General features: G+C 65.8%; 14 protein-coding genes. 9 read left to right on the top strand and 5 right to left on the bottom strand.

Going from position 1 to position 17486, the window contains the following annotated elements:
- Nucleotides 1–56: 56 nt before the first annotated feature.
- The 4 genes from zwf to ACTJKY_RS15435 all read right to left on the bottom strand — a co-directional run bounded on the left by zwf (nucleotide 57) and on the right by ACTJKY_RS15435 (nucleotide 3254).
- On the bottom strand, nucleotides 57–1517 hold the full coding sequence (zwf, locus tag ACTJKY_RS15450) for a glucose-6-phosphate dehydrogenase (RefSeq protein ID WP_440847010.1): 1461 nt from the start codon (nucleotides 1515–1517) through the stop codon (nucleotides 57–59).
- Nucleotides 1518–1655: 138 nt separating this feature from the next.
- The gene (gene argC / locus ACTJKY_RS15445; protein WP_440847009.1) at nucleotides 1656–2594 is read right to left on the bottom strand and encodes an N-acetyl-gamma-glutamyl-phosphate reductase; all 939 of its coding nucleotides are present in this window, start codon (nucleotides 2592–2594) and stop codon (nucleotides 1656–1658) included.
- Nucleotides 2591–2971: an SH3 domain-containing protein gene (locus tag ACTJKY_RS15440; RefSeq protein ID WP_440847008.1), complete on the bottom strand. Its 381-nt coding sequence runs from the start codon at nucleotides 2969–2971 to the stop codon at nucleotides 2591–2593. The genes argC and ACTJKY_RS15440 overlap by 4 nt, the downstream gene beginning before the upstream one ends.
- The gene (locus ACTJKY_RS15435) at nucleotides 2901–3254 is read right to left on the bottom strand and encodes a MarR family transcriptional regulator (RefSeq protein ID WP_084582629.1); all 354 of its coding nucleotides are present in this window, start codon (nucleotides 3252–3254) and stop codon (nucleotides 2901–2903) included. Before ACTJKY_RS15435 ends, ACTJKY_RS15440 begins: the two co-directional genes overlap by 71 nt.
- A 239-nt stretch (nucleotides 3255–3493) precedes the next feature.
- Between ACTJKY_RS15435 and secG the strand changes: the two genes are divergently transcribed.
- The 4 genes from secG to ACTJKY_RS15415 all read left to right on the top strand — a co-directional run bounded on the left by secG (nucleotide 3494) and on the right by ACTJKY_RS15415 (nucleotide 7748).
- On the top strand, nucleotides 3494–3850 hold the full coding sequence (gene secG, locus ACTJKY_RS15430) for a preprotein translocase subunit SecG (RefSeq protein WP_333571842.1): 357 nt from the start codon (nucleotides 3494–3496) through the stop codon (nucleotides 3848–3850).
- Between the two features lie 108 nt (nucleotides 3851–3958).
- Nucleotides 3959–5590 carry a CTP synthase gene (locus ACTJKY_RS15425; RefSeq protein WP_440847007.1) on the top strand — a complete coding sequence of 544 codons (1632 nt, stop codon included), beginning with the start codon at nucleotides 3959–3961 and terminating at the stop codon, nucleotides 5588–5590.
- A gap of 4 nt (nucleotides 5591–5594) precedes the next feature.
- Complete coding sequence (locus ACTJKY_RS15420; protein ID WP_440847006.1) at nucleotides 5595–6254, top strand: peptidylprolyl isomerase; 660 nt, start codon at nucleotides 5595–5597, stop codon at nucleotides 6252–6254.
- 546 nt (nucleotides 6255–6800) lie between these two features.
- Nucleotides 6801–7748 (top strand): MBL fold metallo-hydrolase, encoded by a 948-nt coding sequence (locus ACTJKY_RS15415; RefSeq protein WP_440847005.1) that lies wholly within the window; start codon nucleotides 6801–6803, stop codon nucleotides 7746–7748.
- Between the two features lie 94 nt (nucleotides 7749–7842).
- Here ACTJKY_RS15415 and ACTJKY_RS15410 read toward each other — a convergent pair whose 3' ends face one another.
- Entirely contained in the window at nucleotides 7843–8313 is a 471-nt protein-coding gene (locus ACTJKY_RS15410; RefSeq protein WP_440847004.1) for an Hsp20 family protein, read from the bottom strand.
- A 225-nt stretch (nucleotides 8314–8538) separates the two neighbouring features.
- On the opposite strand from ACTJKY_RS15410, the gene ACTJKY_RS15405 reads away from it, so the two are divergent.
- The 5 genes from ACTJKY_RS15405 to dnaE all read left to right on the top strand — a co-directional run bounded on the left by ACTJKY_RS15405 (nucleotide 8539) and on the right by dnaE (nucleotide 17461).
- Nucleotides 8539–10914 (top strand): TonB-dependent receptor, encoded by a 2376-nt coding sequence (locus ACTJKY_RS15405; protein WP_440847003.1) that lies wholly within the window; start codon nucleotides 8539–8541, stop codon nucleotides 10912–10914.
- Between the two features lie 461 nt (nucleotides 10915–11375).
- Complete coding sequence (locus ACTJKY_RS15400) at nucleotides 11376–12626, top strand: lipoprotein-releasing ABC transporter permease subunit (protein ID WP_440847002.1); 1251 nt, start codon at nucleotides 11376–11378, stop codon at nucleotides 12624–12626.
- Complete coding sequence (locus tag ACTJKY_RS15395; RefSeq protein WP_440847001.1) at nucleotides 12619–13302, top strand: ABC transporter ATP-binding protein; 684 nt, start codon at nucleotides 12619–12621, stop codon at nucleotides 13300–13302. The genes ACTJKY_RS15400 and ACTJKY_RS15395 overlap by 8 nt, the downstream gene beginning before the upstream one ends.
- Complete coding sequence (locus tag ACTJKY_RS15390) at nucleotides 13299–13781, top strand: glutathione peroxidase (protein WP_440847000.1); 483 nt, start codon at nucleotides 13299–13301, stop codon at nucleotides 13779–13781. Before ACTJKY_RS15395 ends, ACTJKY_RS15390 begins: the two co-directional genes overlap by 4 nt.
- A gap of 200 nt (nucleotides 13782–13981) precedes the next feature.
- On the top strand, nucleotides 13982–17461 hold the full coding sequence (dnaE, locus tag ACTJKY_RS15385) for a DNA polymerase III subunit alpha (RefSeq protein ID WP_440846999.1): 3480 nt from the start codon (nucleotides 13982–13984) through the stop codon (nucleotides 17459–17461).
- Nucleotides 17462–17486: the final 25 nt, after the last annotated feature.

The following is a 17486-nucleotide window of genomic DNA, read 5'->3' as shown; positions in this document are numbered from 1 at the left end:
TCCGGCCGCGCGGAGTCCAATATAGGGATGGGGAGGCGCTTTCGCTCCCCTCCCGCTCATTCGTGCCAGTGCACCCCGTCGCGCTCGGTGAGCGCGATCGAGAGCGAGGGGCCCCAGCTGCCCGAGGCATAGGGCTTGGGCTTGAGATCATTCGCGTCCCAGCCGGCGCGGATCGCGTCGATCCATTCCCATTGCGCTTCCACCTCGTCGCGGCGGACGAACAGCGTGGGATCGCCTTCGATCAGGTCGAGCAGCAGGCGCTCATAGGCGATGCGGCGGGTGGTGCCGGCGAACTCGGCATCGAGGCTGAGGTTGAGCGGCACTTCGCGCAGGCGATACCCCTCGCGGTCGAGCCCGGGCTGCTTGGCCATCACCAGCAGCTGGACATATTCCTCCGGCTGCAAGCGGATGACCAGCGCGTTCGGCTGGAGCATGCCGCCGCGCTCGGCGAAGATCGAGTGCGGTACCGGCTTGAACTGGATGACGATTTCCGAGCGGCGCTCGGCGAGGCGCTTGCCGGTGCGCAGATAGAAGGGCACGCCCTGCCAGCGCCAATTGTCGACATGTGCCTTGATCGCCACGAAGGTCTCGGTGCGCGAGTCCTTGCCGAGGTCGGTGGCGTAATCGCGGACGATCTGCCCCTTCACCGCGCCGCCGCCATATTGGCCGACCACGGTGAGGTTCGGCGCCTCTGCCGGCGTGATCTTGCGCAGCGAGCGGAGCACCTTGACCTTCTCGTCACGGATCGAGGTGCCGTCGAAGCGGGCAGGGGGCTCCATCGCGATCAGCGCGACGAGCTGGAGCATGTGGTTCTGCACCATGTCGCGCAGCGCGCCGGTATCCTCGTAGAAGCCGGCGCGGCCTTCCAGGCCGACGGTCTCCGAGACGGTGATCTGCACGCTGTCGATCCCGCGGGCGTTCCACACCGGCTCGAACAGCGAGTTGCCGAAGCGCAGCGCCAGAATGTTCTGCACCGTCTCCTTGCCGAGATAGTGGTCGATGCGGAAGGTGCGCTCCTCGGGGAAGGCCTCGGCGACGATGTCGTTGATCTCGCGGCTGGAGGCGAGGTCGCGGCCGAGCGGCTTTTCCAGGCTGATGCGGACATTCTCACCGGCGAGACCTGCCGATTCGAGGCCCTTGATCGTCGGCCCGAACAGCCAGGGCGCGGTCGACAGGAAGATGGCGAGCCCGCCGGAGATGTCGCCCAGCTTCTCCTTCAGCGCGCCATAGCCTTCGGTCTGCGAGGCATCGAGCGTCTGATAATGGACGCGCTGGAGGAAGCTGGCGACAGCGCTGTCGTCCTTCCGATCGGCGGGCAGGAATTGGTCAAGCGCCTTGGCGGCAAAGGCACGATAGCCTTCGTCGTCATGCTCGGAGCGGGCGGTGCCGGTGATGGTCAGGCCATCGGGAAGCAGGCCATCGGCGTGCAGCGCGTAGAGCGAGGGGAGCAGCATACGCTGCGCCAGGTCACCGGTGGCACCGAACAGAAGCAATTTGCCGACGGGCTGCTGCATCATTTCCCTCTCGATTGGTTCGCCCCCGCGAGACACCAATGCGGCCGAAAGATCAAGCCGAAGGGGAGGAATAGGTATGCGAAGACGGCAAATTTTGAAGTTTGATTTCCCCTCCCGCGGAGGGGAGGGGAATTCGAATGGTCAGAGAACCAGCCCGGCGGTGGGTTCCAGTCCGGCCATGATGTTGAGGTTCTGCACCGCCGCGCCGGCGGCGCCCTTGCCGAGATTGTCGAGCGAGGCGATCAGCCGCGCCTGGCGGGTCTCGTCATTGCCGAACACGCGCACCGACAGGCGATCGGTGCCGGCATTTTCCTCGATCGACACCGTCGCCACATCGGCGGGCAGCACCTGCACCACCGGCGAGTCGCGATAGGCGTCGCGCAGCACGTTCTCCAGCTGCTCGACCGACGGCTTGCGGGTGAAGGCGAACAGCGGCAGCGGTACCTCGACGATCATGCCGCGATAGGTGCGCGCGACCGAGGGCAGGAAGATCGGCGGATGCTCGATCCGCGCATGCTTCTGCATCTCGGGGACATGCTTGTGCGCGAGCGACAGGCCGTAGGGGCGGAAGGCGGTTTCGGTTCGATCGGGGCCGCTACCCTCGAACTCGGCGATCATTGAGCGGCCGCCGCCCGAATAGCCCGAAACGGCGTTGATGCTCAGCGGGAAGTCGTGCGGGATCAGGCCGGCGCGGATCAGCGGGCGGACCAGCGCCAGGAAGCCGGTGGGATAGCAGCCCGGGTTGCTCACCCGTGCCGCCTCGGCGATCGCCGCCGCCTGGCCGGGCTCGAGCTCGGCGAAGCCATAGGTCCAGTCGGCCGCGGTGCGATAGGCGGTCGAGGCGTCGATCACCCGCGTCCGCTCGTTCTCGATCATCGCCACCGCTTCGCGCGCCGCATCGTCGGGCAGGCAGAGGATGACGAAATCGGCGGCGTTGAGCGCCTGTGCGCGCTTCTTCGGATCCTTGCGGTCCTGGTCGTCGAGGACCATCACCTCGATCTCCGGGCGGCCGGCAAGGCGCTCACGAATCTCGAGGCCGGTGGTGCCGGCGGCGCCGTCGATGAATACGTGCGCGATCATTCGGTCTCCCCCAAGGCCGATGCGTCGATATAGCCTACCAAGGCCGGGCCGGGGGCGACACCCCAGGCGTGGGTGCCGGCGATTTCGAGAACCTCGAACACATCGCCCTTCTGGAGCATGGTCAGCGCCGGCTCGTCGCCCTTGGACGTGGGGCGCAGCGGCGTCTCGAAATGGATCACCCGCGGCATCGGCGATGCGTAATGCGGCGCGAACACGCGGCCCGCGAGGCGGATATCGGCGATGTCGGGGCGGACGGCGTCCACCCGGGGATCGATCGCGGCCGAACGGCCGTCCAGCGCCAGACGCTTACGCGTCGGCGCGCTCTGGGACTGGCTCGCTGAGGTGGTTGCCAGCGAGGAAATGCCCGAACTCTGCAAGAAACTCTGCCCCTTCCGCGGTGCGCGCTACGAAGATGTTGCGCTTGTCGGTGTCGTCGCGCTGGCGGCGCAGATAGCCGAGCGTGCCCAGTCGATTCAAGGCACGCGTGACCACCGGCTTCGAGACGTTGAGCGCCCGCGCCAGACCGCGCACCGTATGGGGGCCGGGGTCCAGATATACAAGCATCAGCAGCGCCATCTGCCGATTGGTGAGATCGGGTTCTCCCGAGCGCACATAATCGATCAGCGTATTCTTCCACCCCCACAGGGTCTGTTCGGACATAGCGTTCACAAGCACCACTCGTTCGTTTCAGGCCCGGCACGGCATCGAACCGAAGAAACAAACGCGCATTTACCAACTAGGTTTCAGTGCGCGGGCGAAATGTTGTGCGAAAATCGCGATGAAAATGCCGATCTGCCATGGGGTTGTGCACGGGCGCTTGAGTCGGGGGCGGAACAGGCGGTTGATTGCGCCGGGCGGCTCGCCTATGTCGCGCCCTTCGCTAACGGGCACCGGATTTCATGTTCACCTTCCTCCTCGTCGTTCAGTTCATCATCGCTGCCCTGCTGGTGGGGGTGATCCTCGTTCAGAAGTCGGAGGGTGGCGGTCTCACCTCGGGCGGCAGCCCGGCCGGTCTCATGTCGGCACGCGGCGCGGCCGATTTCCTGACCCGCATGACCGCGATCCTGGCGACCGCGTTCATCCTGATGAGCATCGTGCTCGCCTTCCTGGCGGCCACCCGGCACTCCACCAAGATCGATGCGGGCCTGCAGAAGGCGCCTGCCGCGGTCGCCCCGCTCACGGTCCCGACCGCGCCGGCGCCGACCGGCAACGATACGGGCGCAACCGGCAACAGCGCGGTTCCGTTCAGCCAGTAAGCATCCGTAGTTCGCCGCGCTTGCGGCGGACACACCGTAAAAATTTGCGCAGCCGGCGGATTCTAACGCTTGCCGGTCTGCGCCCTTTGACGTTAGGCGTTTTCTCCCATGGCGCGGTACATCTTCATCACCGGCGGCGTGGTCTCCTCGCTCGGCAAGGGTCTCATGGCAGCGAGCCTCGCGGCGCTGCTTCAGGCCCGTGGCTATCGAGTCCGCATCCGCAAGTTCGATCCCTATCTCAACGTCGATCCCGGCACGATGTCGCCGCACCAGCATGGTGAGGTGTACGTCACCGATGACGGCGCGGAGACCGATCTCGACCTGGGGCATTACGAGCGCTTCACCGGCGTGACCGCGCGCCAGGCCGACAACGTCACCTCGGGCCGGATCTACAAGACGATCATCGAGCGCGAGCGCCGCGGCGACTATCTCGGCGCCACCGTCCAGGTGGTCCCGCACGTCACCGACGCGATCAAGGCCTTTGCTCAGGCCGAGACCGAGGATCTCGACTTCGTGCTGTGCGAGATCGGCGGCACGGTGGGCGACATCGAGTCGCTGCCGTTCATCGAAGCGATTCGCCAGCTCCGCAACGATCTCGGCCGCGGCCAGACCGTCAGCATCCACGTGACCCTGGTGCCGTACATCGCCGCCGCGGGCGAGCTGAAGACCAAGCCGACCCAGCACAGCGTGCGCGAACTCGCGGCGCTCGGCGTCCAGCCTGACGTGCTGGTGTGTCGCGCCGAGCGTCCGCTGCCCGCCGGCGAGCGCGCCAAGATCGCGCAGTTCTGCAACGTGCCGACCTCGGCGGTGATCCCGGCGCTCGACGCCAAGAGCATCTATGCGGTGCCGCTGCAGTATCACGGCGAAGGCCTGGACGGCGAAGTCCTCAAGGCCTTCGGTATCGAGCCGGGCCCGTCGCCCGATCTCAGCCGCTGGAGCGGCATCGTCGAGCGGCTGCAGAACACCGAGGGCGAAGTCACCATCGGCGTGGTCGGCAAATATATGGGCGTGCCCGATGCCTATAAGTCGCTCACCGAGGCGCTGGTCCATGGCGGCATCGCCAACCGGGTGAAGGTCAACATCCAGTGGCTCGACGCCGAGCTGTTCGAGCAGGACCAGAGCGAAGTCGCCGCGATGTTGGAGCCGATGCACGGCATCCTCGTCCCCGGCGGGTTCGGTGAGCGCGGCAGCGAGGGCAAGATCGCCGGCGTCCGCTTCGCCCGTGAGCGCAACGTGCCGTTCTTCGGCATCTGCCTCGGCATGCAGATGGCGTGCATCGAGGGCGTTCGCGCCCAGGGCATCGCCGACGCCTCGACCACCGAATTCGGCCCGACGGAGGAACCGGTGGTCGGCATGATCACCGAGTGGATGACCGCCGACGGCCTGCAGAAGCGCGAAGAGGGCGGCGATCTCGGCGGCACGATGCGGCTGGGCGCCTATCCGGCGAAGCTCGGCGGCAACAGCGTCGTCGCCTCGATCTATGGCAGCGATTCGATCAGCGAGCGTCATCGCCACCGCTATGAGGTGAACACCGCCTACAAGCCGGTGCTGGAAGAAGGCGGCCTGGTCTTCTCGGGCATGTCGCCCGACGGCACGCTGCCCGAGATCGTCGAGCGGCCGGACCATCCCTGGTTCGTCGGCGTGCAGTTCCACCCCGAGCTCAAGTCCAAGCCGTTCGATCCGCACCCGCTGTTCGCGGGCTTCATCGAAGCCGCCGTCAAGCACTCGCGGCTCGTCTAAGGGCGTGCTGCGACGGGCCTTCGTCGCCGGGCTGGCGCTGCTGGCGGTGTCCGCAGCGCCGGCACCGCCGCAGCCGCGGGCCGTTCCCGGCCAGGTCCGGGTGCGGCTGGTGACGAGCATGGGCGCGATCACGCTGGCGCTCGACGCCAAGCGCGCGCCCAAAACCGTCGCCAACTTCCTCGCCTATGTCGATGACGGGCGGCTGGAGGGCACCAATTTCTACCGCACCGCCCGGCGCAAGACCGAGCCGACCAAGGGCTTCATCCAGGGCGGCGTCGGCACCGATGCCCGCCGGATGCTCGACCCGCTGCCGCTGGAGCCGACCAGCAAGACGGGGCTCAAGCACCTGAACGGCACCATCTCGATGGCGCATGGGCCGAACCCCAATTCGGCCAACGGCAATTTCTCGATCATGGTCGGCGACAATCCGGGGCTCGACGCGCGGGGGGGCAACCTGGGCTTCGCGGCGTTCGGCCAGGTGGTCGGCGGCATGGACGTGGTCCAGCGCATCCTGGCACTTCCCAGCGGCGGCGGGCGCGACGTGATGAAGGGCCAGATGATCCTCAAGCCGGTGACGATCGTCCGCGCCGAACGGCTGGACGGGGTGGCGAAGCCCACCGGGCGGGTGCGGCCGTGGCTGCTGGGGTTGAAGCCTGCGGGGTGAGCAAAGGGCGGACCGGCGCTCGCGCGATCCGGTACGCGTATTCTCCCTTGATCGCGGTGCTCCATCCCCTCGCAATGATCTCCTCGCGTGTCGCGTCACGGCCGCCCGTGATGGCAACATTGAGGGAAGCGATGCGGTATTCGGGTGCCGATCCGACGATCGCCCAGCGTCCACGGTCCCTGTCTCCTAGAGACAGATAGACGGCTTCGCATTCCTCGCACAGGAGGATCATGGTCTGCTTGTCACCGCAAAGATAAAAGCCAAGCCAACCCTGGTGGTCACAGTGGTCGCAACTGCCGGCATGGATCATCAAGCCTTCCATCTGGCCCATGGTAAGTGCGCTGGTGCGCCTTCTGCAAGCAAGTACCGACGCGCAGATGATTATCTCAACGTTAAGTGTAATTTTGCACTGATGGGGATAGGCCACTGAAAGAGCAAGGCTCTCTCGACCGCACTTCTGTATTTCGGTAGGCGGCCTCGAAAAACAAGGTCCCATCCATGCTTGATGTCCGTATTCTTGGTACGCCACCGAACGACAACGCGCTGATGGCGCTCGCCGACAGCGGCCAGAGCCGGCTGCGGATGATGTTCGACTGCGGGGCCGACACGCTGCATACCGCCTCGCAGGCGGAGATCCAGTCCATCGCGCATCTGTTCCTGACCCATCTGCACATGGACCATGTCAGTGGGTTTGACGCGTTCTTCCGGATGAATTTCGCGCGGACGAACGTGGAGAACCATATCTGGGGTCCCGCAGGTACCGCGCGCATCCTGCACCACCGGTTCCAGGGCTTCTGGTGGAGCCATGCGCCCGAACTCGTCGGCACCTGGTTTGTCCACGATGTGGATGCGGGCTGCGTCCAGACCTATCGCTTCGAGGCCAACGAGGCCTTTGCCGAGATGCATGCGCAGGACGAGCGAACGCACAACGGCATCGTCCTGCAAACGCCCGAAGTGCAGGTGGAGGCTATCGACCTTGTGCATCATGGCCTATGCCTCGGCTATGTCGTGCGCGAAGCGGCGCGGCAGACGGTGGACATGGCAGCGATCGCCGCGATGGGGATGCGGCCGGGGCCCTGGCTGGCGGCGCTGAAGAAGCCCGAAACGCGCTCCGTGCAGATCGACGGCGTGGCGCATGACGCGGAGGCGTTGCGGACGAAGGTCATTCAGGCCGCTGCCGGCGACAGCTTCGCCTATCTTACGGACTTCCTCGCGGACGAGACGCAATGCGCGCGCATTGCGCCGCGACTGTCTGGCGTCCAGACCCTTTACGCAGAAGCGCAATATGCCGTTGAAGACGGCGAGCTTGCGCGCAAATACTACCATTCCACCGTGGACCAGATAGCGATGCTAGCGCGGGACGCAGGCGTCGAGCGCTACACGCTGTTGCATCTGTCTCGGCGCTATAGCCCCGCGCAGTGGATCGAGATGGCCGCCGCTGCCCGCGCGATCTTCCCAAATTCCGGGTACGTCGCCGAGTGGGGGCTGGAGTAGCGCCCACTCACAAAAGAAAAGGCGCCCGGGCCGAAGCTCGGGCGCCTCGTCGCGGCGCCTAAGGGAGGGGGACGCCGCGAGCGCGTGCGGCAGGTTACGCCGCGTTGGCCGTGCGATGGTCGATCGCGGCCGGCTCGCTGCCGGACCCCACCTGGATCTTCTTGGGCTTCATCGCCTCGGGCACCTCGCGCAGCAGCTCGATCGTCAGCAGGCCGTCGGCCAGGTTGGCACTTTCCACCCGCACAAAATCGGCGAGTTCGAAGCGGCGCTCGAAGCTGCGGTTGGCGATGCCCAGGTGCAGATAATTGCCCTGGTTGTTCTCATTCTCTCCGGCTTTCTTCCCGGCCACCAGCAGCAGGTTCTGCTGCGCGGTGATATCGATCTCGTCCGCCTTGAAGCCGGCCACCGCGATGGTGATGCGATAGCGGTCTTCGGCAAGTCGTTCGAGGTTGAAGGGGGGGTAGTTCTCCGAAGTTGCCTGACGGGCGCTGGATTCGAGCATGTCGAACAGCCGGTCGAACCCGATTGCCGAGCGACGGAAGGGAGTAAAGTCGAGCTGACGCATCTTCAGATTCTCCTGTGAGCAATTTGAACGTCGATAGTCTCGATGCCCGGCCAACTGCCGCGACACCGGTGCGAAGCCCGTTCGGCGCCTCGCTTCGCTGATCTGGTGTTGCGTTCCGCGGTTTCAAGGGGGCGCCAACGCCGGCTAGGCGGCCCTAAACATCTCCTTCCTCGCTAAACCCCATCGCCTCAGTGGAGATTGGGCGCAACGAACTAGGGGAACATGATGAGCCTGCCGCTGATACCGCTGCTGCTGCTATCCACGGCAATGCCTGCCGCGTCCGATCGCGACGCGCCAGTGCCTGCCGCCACCGCTGAACCGCAGCACCAGGACGGCGACATCGTCGTGACGGCCCGCCGGCGCGAGGAGCGGGTCCAGGAAGTGCCGGTGGCGATTTCGGTGCTCACCGGCGCGACGCTGGCAGAGGCGGGGGCGTTCAACGTGTCCCGCATCCAGCAGTCGCAGCCGGCGCTGCAATTCTATTCGAGCAACCCGCGCAACACCGCGATCAACATCCGCGGGCTCGGCGCGCCGTTCGGGCTCACCAATGACGGGATCGAGCAGGGCGTCGGCTTCTATGTCGACGGCGTCTATATCGGCCGGGTGGGCGCCTCGACCTTCGACTTCGTCGATGTCGATCGCGTCGAAGTGCTGCGCGGGCCGCAGGGTACGCTCTACGGCAAGAACACCACCGCGGGCGCGATCAACATCACCACGCGCAAGCCGAGCTTCACCCCCGAAGTGCGCTACGAGGCGAGCGTCGGCAACCACGACTTTCTCCAGCTGAAAGGCTCGGCCTCGGCGCCGATCGTCGACGACATGCTGGCAGTGCGGCTGTCGACCTCGGTGACCAAGCGCCAGGGCACGATCTACGACACCCGAAGCGACACCAATCTCCACCGGCTAGACAATTACGGGGTGCGCGGCCAGCTGCTGTGGCGCGCCGCACCCAATCTCGACCTGACGCTGTCGGGTGACTTCAACCTGCAGAACCCGCTGTGCTGCGTGCAATATTATGTGCGCACCGGCGCGACCCAGCGGCCGCTCAACCGGCAATATGCCGCGCTGGCGGCGGCGTTCGGCTATGCGCCGCCGAGCACCGATCCGTTCGACCGCAAGACCGATCTCGACGCCGACATCAACTCGCGCCAGGAGATTGGCGGCGCCTCGCTGGTCGCCAACTGGGATCTGGGCGCGGCGACGGTCACCTCGGTGAGCGCCTGGCGCTATTGGGACTGGCAGCCCGCCAACGACCGCGATTTCGTCGGCCTGCCGATTACCACCGTCTCGCAGAACCCGTCGCAGCAGAAGCAGGTGACGCAGGAGCTGCGGGTCGCCTCCAACGGCAAGAACAAGCTCGACTACACCGCGGGCGTGTTCGTCTTCCACCAGACGATCGACACCCAGGGTTCGCAGGTGCAGGGCCCGGCGGCGAGCCGCTGGCTGCTCAACCCGACCAGCGCGGCGGCGAACAACCCGGCGACACTCGACGGCCTCACGTCGAAGAACACGATCGGGTTCGACAACACCAGCTTCGCGGTGTTCGGCAAGCTCAACTGGGAAGTGGTGCCGAAGCTACGTTTCCAGCCAGGCCTGCGGCTGAACTACGACAAGAAGACTGGATCGTACCTCGCGGTAGTCACCAACGGCGCTGGTAGCACGACGCTCACCGCCGACCAGCGCGGGGTGCTGGCGCCGCAGAATTATTCGGCGCGGTTCAGCGACTGGAACGTCTCGGGCGACGCGACGCTCTCCTACGATTTCGCGCGCGATGTGCATGGCTATGCGACCTATGCGCGCAGCTTCAAGTCCGGCGGCATCAACCTGTCCGGCCTGCCGCTGGATGCCAACAACAACCCGATCCTCGCCGCCGCTTCGGTCAAGCCGGAGAAGGTCAACCATTTCGAGCTAGGCCTGAAGACCCAGTTCTTCGACCGTCGCGCGACCTTTAATCTCGCCGGCTTCTGGACCGAGGTGAAGGATTACCAGGCGACCGTCACCAACGGGCAGCTCGGCGTGATCCGCGGCTATCTCGCCAATGCCGACAAGGTGCGCGTGCGCGGCGTCGAGTTCGATTCGAACTTCCAGCCGACCGATCGCTTCAAGCTCTACGTCAACGGCGCCTATACCGACGCCAAATATGTCCGCTTCCGCGACGCACCGTGCCCGCCCGAACTGTCGGGCGGCACCACGGGTGCGACACCGAGCGCACCCGGCACCCCGGGCGGGGTGAGCCCGGCTAATTGCGACATTTCCGGCCAGGTGCTGCCCGGCATCTCGAAATGGGCGCTAGGCTTCGGCGGCGAAGTGAACGTGCCGGTGCAGGAAGGCCAGGTCTATCTTGGCTATGACGGCAGCTGGCGCTCGCGCTTCTCGTCCAACCCGTCGCCCTCCGCCTATACCTGGATTGACGGGTACTCGCTGTCGAGCTTCCGGCTCGGCTATCGCAAGGGCAAGGTGAACGCCTTCGCCTGGGTGCGGAACGCCTTCGACAAGCGCTATTTCGAGCTGCTCTCGGTGCAGTCGGGCAATACCGGGCTGGTCGTCGGCCAGCCGGGCGACCCGCGCACCTGGGGTTTCACGATCAGCGGTTCCTTCTGATCGTGACACGCACTGGCCTCCCGCCATGGCCGGGGGAGGTTGGCGGGCGGGGCAGGGCGACCTGCTCCGCCCGATAGCGTTGGGAAAGGGCGGCCCGTTTCGATACAGAAGGGTGCGCGCTGCAAGTAAGCTCGCCAGCAACACGGGCATAGTTGCGGCCAGAATGGCTCCGGAAAAGCAAACGCCCGGGCCGTTTCCGACCCGGGCGCCTGCGTGACGAATGCTCGTCAGCCCCCTTAGTAGATCCCCGCGTCAAACACTTGCGATTGCTCGCAAGTGGAGCTGGGAACCTTCCCCGAACCGTGGCCTTTTTTGCGCCTGCGCTTCGACGGTTTCTTGGTAGAAGGCCGGAGCGCCTTTGTCACCGGTCGACAGCTTGGCGTCAGCAGATTGCGGCAAGCGTGTGTCGAATCGGCAACAGAACGCTTCCCACGCCGCGCAACCGGCCCTAGAGGATCCCCATGCTACTCTCTCGCTACGAGCGAATGATCGCCCGCCGCTACCTGCTGCCCGGGCGCAGCGAAGCCTTCATCGCCGTCGTCGCCGGCTTCAGCCTGGTCGCCGTGATGCTCGGCGTCGCCGCGCTGATCGTGGTGATGAGCATCATGAACGGGTTCCGCGCCGAGCTGTTCGACAAGATCTCCGGGCTGAACGGCCATGCGGTGGTGCAGGGCTATAACGGCCAGCTGCGCGACTGGCGCCGAATCGCCGACGAGGCCAAGGCGATCCCCGGGGTCACGGCCGCGACCCCGCTGATCGAACAGCCGTTGTTCGCCAGCTATGACGGGCGTGTCGAGTTCGCGCTGGTCCGCGGGCTGCGCATTCAGGACATCCTCAACAACTCGACCTTGAAGGGCAAGGAAATCCTCGGCTCGTTCAAGAACCTCAAGCCCGGCGGCGAGCAGATCGCGATCGGCTCGCGGCTGGCGGAATCGCTGGGCGCGACGATCGGTTCGGAAATCTCGATCATCAACCCGCAAGGCTCCGCGACGCCCTTCGGCACGATGCCGCGGATCGTGAAATACCGCATCGCCGCGATCTTCGAGGTTGGCGTGTATGATTACGACAAGGCCTATATCATCATGCCGATGGAGGATGCGCAGACGCTGCTGCTGCTCGGCGACAGCGTCCAGATGATCCGCATCGACACCAACAATCCCGACAAGATCGAGCAGGTCATTCGTCCGCTCGCCGACAAGGTGGCGAATATCGGCCAGATCACCGACTGGCGGCAGATGAACCGCGAGCTGTTCGAGGCGCTGTCGGTCGATCGCATCGTGTCGTTCACGATCGTCTCGATCATCCTCGTCGTCGCGTCGTTCAACATCATCTCGTCACTGATCATGCTGGTGCGCGCCAAGACGCGCGACATCGCCGTGCTGCGGACAATGGGTGCGACGCGCGGCGGGCTGATGCGGATCTTCATGACCGTCGGCACCACCATCGGCGCGCTGGGCGTGGGGGCAGGGGGGCTGCTCGCCTGGTTCTTCATCACCTTCCGCGAGCAGGTGGTGTGGGTGATCGGCGCGGTGACCGGCCAGAAGGTATGGGACCCGCAGATGCGCTTCCTTACCGAGCTTCCCGCCAAGACCGATCCGCTGCAGACCTTCGCGATCTGCGCGACGGCGCTGCTCTTCACCTTCCTTGCCACCCTCTACCCTGCGTGGAAGGCGGCGAGCACCGATCCCGTCCAGGTACTGCGCTATGAATGAACCGGTTCTCCAGACGCGCGACCTGCGGCGCAGCTTCGAGCAGGGCGGCGTGCGGATCGACGTGCTCCGCGGGGTCGACCTTGCGGTGCAGCCCGGCGAGATCGTGGCGCTGCTCGGGCCTTCGGGCTCGGGCAAGTCGACGCTGCTCCAGGCAGTGGGGCTGCTCGAAGGCGGCTTCGAGGGATCGATCCGCATCGTCGGAGAGGAGGCAGCCAAGCTGCCCGCAGGCGGGCGCACCCAGATGCGGCGCGACAAGCTCGCCTTCATCTACCAGTTCCACCACCTGCTGCCCGATTTCGACGCGACCGAGAATGTCATCCTGCCGCAGCTGATCCATGGCGCGACGCGCGCGGCGGCCCAGGCGCGGGCGACCGAGCTGCTCAGCCAGCTCGGGCTCGGCCATCGGTTAACGCACCGCCCCAACCAGCTTTCGGGCGGCGAGCAGCAGCGCGTCGCGGTGGCGCGCGCGCTCGCCAATCGGCCACCGCTGGTGCTGGCGGACGAGCCGACCGGCAATCTCGACGAGGCGACCTCGGACCGGGTGTTCGGCGAGTTTCTCAATCTCGTCCGCAACGAAGGCTCAGCTGCGCTGGTCGCAACGCATAACGAGCGGCTGGCGAAGCGGATGGACCGTGTCGTGCGGCTTCACGAAGGGCGCCTGGAGGAAATGGCATGAGCGAGGCAATCACGCAGATCCCCGTGACGCTGCCGGACGGCACCACCAGCGACTTGTCGAAGTTCACCGGGCAGGTGCTGCTGATCGTCAACACCGCGTCCAAATGCGGGTTTACCCCGCAGTACAAGGAGCTGGAGCAGCTGTGGCGTGCCTATCGCGATCGCGGCTTTTCGGTGCTGGCCTTCCCGTGCAACCAGTTCGGCGCGCAGGAACCCGGCAATGCCGAGGAAATCGCCAGCTTCTGCTCGCTCACCTATGACGTGACCTTCCCGATCTTCGCCAAGGTCGACGTCAACGGCAGCAATGCGGCGCCTTTGTTTCAGGCGCTCAAGGCCCAGGCGCCGGGGGTGCTGGGTACCGAGGGGATCAAGTGGAACTTCACCAAGTTCCTGGTGAACCGCGCGGGCGAGGTGGTCGAGCGCTATGCCCCCACCACGGCCCCGAGCAAGATCGGTGCGGATATCGAGGCGCTGCTCTAAAGCTGCCGAAAAGCGGAAAAAAGCACGGCCGGAGCGGGAGGTGTGTGGATGCTCCGGCCGCGTGTTTCGTTTACCATATATTCATGATCGCGCAGGTGTAGATCGCTCCGTTTCGGCGGTATCGCTCGGCCGGGCGCAAAAGCTGTGGAGAAGCGCGGCTGCGGGTTGGCAATTCGGCGCGCGCGCTCCTAGGTTCGGGCATGGCGCATTCCGGTTTCGTCCCGCTTCGGGTTTTTTCCTGCTACACCATGCTCGAAGGGGCGATCGACCCCAAGGCGATCGCCAAGCACGCCAAGAACCACGGCTTCCCCGCCATCGCCGTAGCCGATCGCAACGGCCTCTACGCCGCGATGAGCTTTTCGGACGCCGCCAAGAAGGCCGGTGTCCAGCCGATCGTCGGCACGCTGCTGGCGGTGAAGCGCTCGAACCTCGCCGAGGGGCTCAACGTGCCGATCGACTGGCTGGCGCTGTACGCGCAGGACCAGACCGGCTATGAAAATCTCTGCCATCTCGTTTCGCAGGCGCATCTCGATCGCCCGATCGAGGAGGATGCGCATGTGCCCTTCGCCGCGCTCACCGGGCACACCGACGGGCTGCTCTGCCTGACCGCGGGCGCGGAGGGCGCGCTCGCCCGGCTCTATGCCGACGGGCAGGACAAGACGGCCGAGGCCTATGCGACGCAGCTCGAGGCGCTGTTCCCCGAGCGGCTCTATGTCGAGATCGCCCGGCGCAACAACGACGTGGAGACGCGCGCCGAGGCCAAGCTGGTTGACCTCGCTTATGCGCGCAACCTGCCGCTGGTCGGCACAAATCCGGCTTGCTTCGCCGAGGCCGATTTCTACGACGCGCATGACGCAATGCTGTGCATCGCCAACTCGACCTATCTTGAGACCGACGATCGCCCGCGCTCCTCGCCCGAGGTCTGGCTCAAGCCGGCCGAGACGATGAAGACCAACTTCGCCGATCTGCCCGAGGCGATCGAGAACACTCTCGTCGTCGCGCAGCGCTGCGCCTATGCCGCCCCCAAGCGCAAGCCGATCCTGCCTAGCCTCGCCGGCGACCGCGAGGGTGAGGCGACGATGCTGCGCGAGCGCAGCTGGCAGGGCTTGAAGGATCGGCTGGATTTCGCCGGCATCACCGATCCCGCCGAAGTGGAGGTATATAATCAGCGCCTCCAGTTCGAGCTCGACATCATCATCCAGATGGGGTTCCCAGGCTACTTCCTGATCGTTGCCGACTTCATCCAATGGGCGAAGTCCAACGACATTCCGGTGGGGCCGGGGCGTGGTTCGGGTGCGGGCTCGGCGGTCGCCTGGGCGCTGACCATCACCGATCTCGATCCGCTCAAGCTGGGCCTGCTGTTTGAACGCTTCCTCAACCCGGAACGCGTCTCGATGCCCGACTTCGACATCGACTTCTGCGAAACCCGGCGCGGCGAAGTGATCCGCTACGTGCAGGAGAAATACGGCCGCGATCACGTGGCGCAGATCATCACCTTCGGGACGATGAAGGCGCGCGCGGTGATCAAGGACGTCGGGCGCGTGCTGCAGATGAGCTATGGCCAGGTCGATCGCCTCGCCAAGCAGATCCCGAACCATCCGACCGATCCCTGGACGCTCGAGCGCACGCTGAACGGCGTGAGCGAATTCCTCGCCGAGTATAATGGCAACGAGGATGTGAAGCGCCTCGTTGACCTGTCGATGCGGATGGAAGGCCTGCCGCGCCACAGCTCGACCCACGCCGCGGGCGTGGTGATCGGCGACCGGCCGCTCGCGCAGCTGGTGCCGCTCTACCGCGATCCGCGCTCGGACATGCCGGTCACCCAGTTCGACATGAAGAATGTCGAAGGCGCCGGGCTGGTGAAGTTCGACTTTCTCGGCCTCAAGACGCTGTCGGTGCTCAAGAAGGCGGTGGTGCTGCTCGCCAAGCGCGGCATCGACGTCAATCTCGACCGGCTCGATTGGGACGACGAGGGCGTCTACGCCTTGCTCCAGCGCGGTGACACGGTGGGCGTGTTCCAGCTGGAATCCGAAGGCATGCGCCGCACGCTGACCGCGGTGCGGCCGACCAATTTCGGCGACATCGTTGCGCTCGTCTCCCTCTACCGCCCGGGCCCGATGGACAACATCCCGATGTTCGGCGCGCGCAAGGCCGGCCGCGAGCCGATCATCTATCCGCACGACCTGCTTGAGCCGATCCTGGGCGAGACCTACGGGATCTTCGTCTATCAGGAACAGGTGATGCAGGCCGCGCAGATCCTCGCCGGCTACACGCTGGGCGGCGCAGACATGCTGCGGCGCGCGATGGGCAAGAAGGTCAAGGCGGAGATGGATGCCCAGCGCAGCATCTTCGTCAAGGGCTGCAAGGAGGTTAACGACATCCCGGCGGCCAAGGCGAACGAGCTGTTCGACTTGATCGACAAGTTCGCCGGCTACGGCTTCAACAAGTCGCACGCCGCCGCCTACGCGCTGCTCGCCTACCAGACGGCGTGGCTCAAGGCGCATCATCCGCACGAATTCTTCGCCGCCTCGATGGCCTACGACATCCACCAGACGGACAAGCTGGCGGTATTCGCCGACGACATGCGGCGGCTGGGCATCGAGGCGACCTCGCCCGACATCAACGCCAGCGAGGCCGACTTTACCGTGCAGGCGCATGGTGAGGGTCTGGCGGTGCGCTATGCGCTCGGCGCGCTCAAGGGCGTGGGCGAGCGGGCGATGGAGCTGCTGGTCGAGGAGCGCGAGAAGAACGGCCGCTTCGCCAGCCTCGACGATTTCGCCAAGCGGGTCGATCCGCGCGTGCTCAACAAGCGCCAGCTGGAAACGCTGGCCTCGGCGGGCGCGTTCGACAGCATCGAGCCCAATCGCGCGGGCGTGCATGCTGCGGCGGAGACGATCCTCGCGGTCGCCCAGCGCGACCATGCCAGCCGGATGAGCGGGCAGGGCGGGCTGTTCGGCGATGCCGAGCCGGCGGGCGGCGGGATTACCGTGCCCAAGGATGCGGTCTGGTCGATGTCCGACAAGATCAACGCCGAGAAGGATGCCTTTGGCTATTATTTCTCGGCACATCCGCTCGACCGCTACGAGCATCTGTTCCGCGGCCAGGGCGTGCGCGACATCGCGACCCTGCCGGACATGCAGATCCCCGAGGGCGCGCGGGTCACGGCCCAGATCGCCGCGCTGATCGAAGATTGCCGCTACCGCACCTCAGCGCGCGGCAACCGCTATCTGATGGCGACGATCTCGGACCGCAGCGCGCAGATCCAGACCTCGTGCTTCGAGGAGCTGATCGCCAAGGACATGGAGGCCTGCGCCGCCGGCACCGGCTGCGCGATCCTGACGCTGGAGCTCGACAAGCGCCCGGGCGAGGATACCCCGCGTGCGGCGGTGAAGCGCGTGCAGCCCTTCGACACGCTGGCGGGCACCACCCAGCTGATCCTGGAGATCCGTATCGAGGATCCGAGCGTGCCGGCGCAGCTGGCCGCACTGGTCGGCGAGTTGCGCGGCGGTGGCAGGGGCGAGATCCTGCTCCACGCGCCGATCGAAGGCGGCGAGGCGACGGTGATGCTCGGCCGCGGCTTCCGGCTCGATACCGAGCTGGCGGCGCAGATCGAGACGATGCCCGGCGTCCAGGCGGCCTCGCTGATCCCGGCGAGCATGAAGCTGGCGGCAGCGGCCTGAGCGCGATCGCGCCCGTTTCTCAATT

Origin of the sequence: Sphingomonas sp. 22176, from assembly GCF_052045505.1 — a bacterium.
Lineage (GTDB): Bacteria > Pseudomonadota > Alphaproteobacteria > Sphingomonadales > Sphingomonadaceae > Sphingomonas.
The sequence above is the reverse complement of the archived record's forward strand: the minus strand, read 5'-3'. Positions and strand labels throughout refer to the sequence as shown.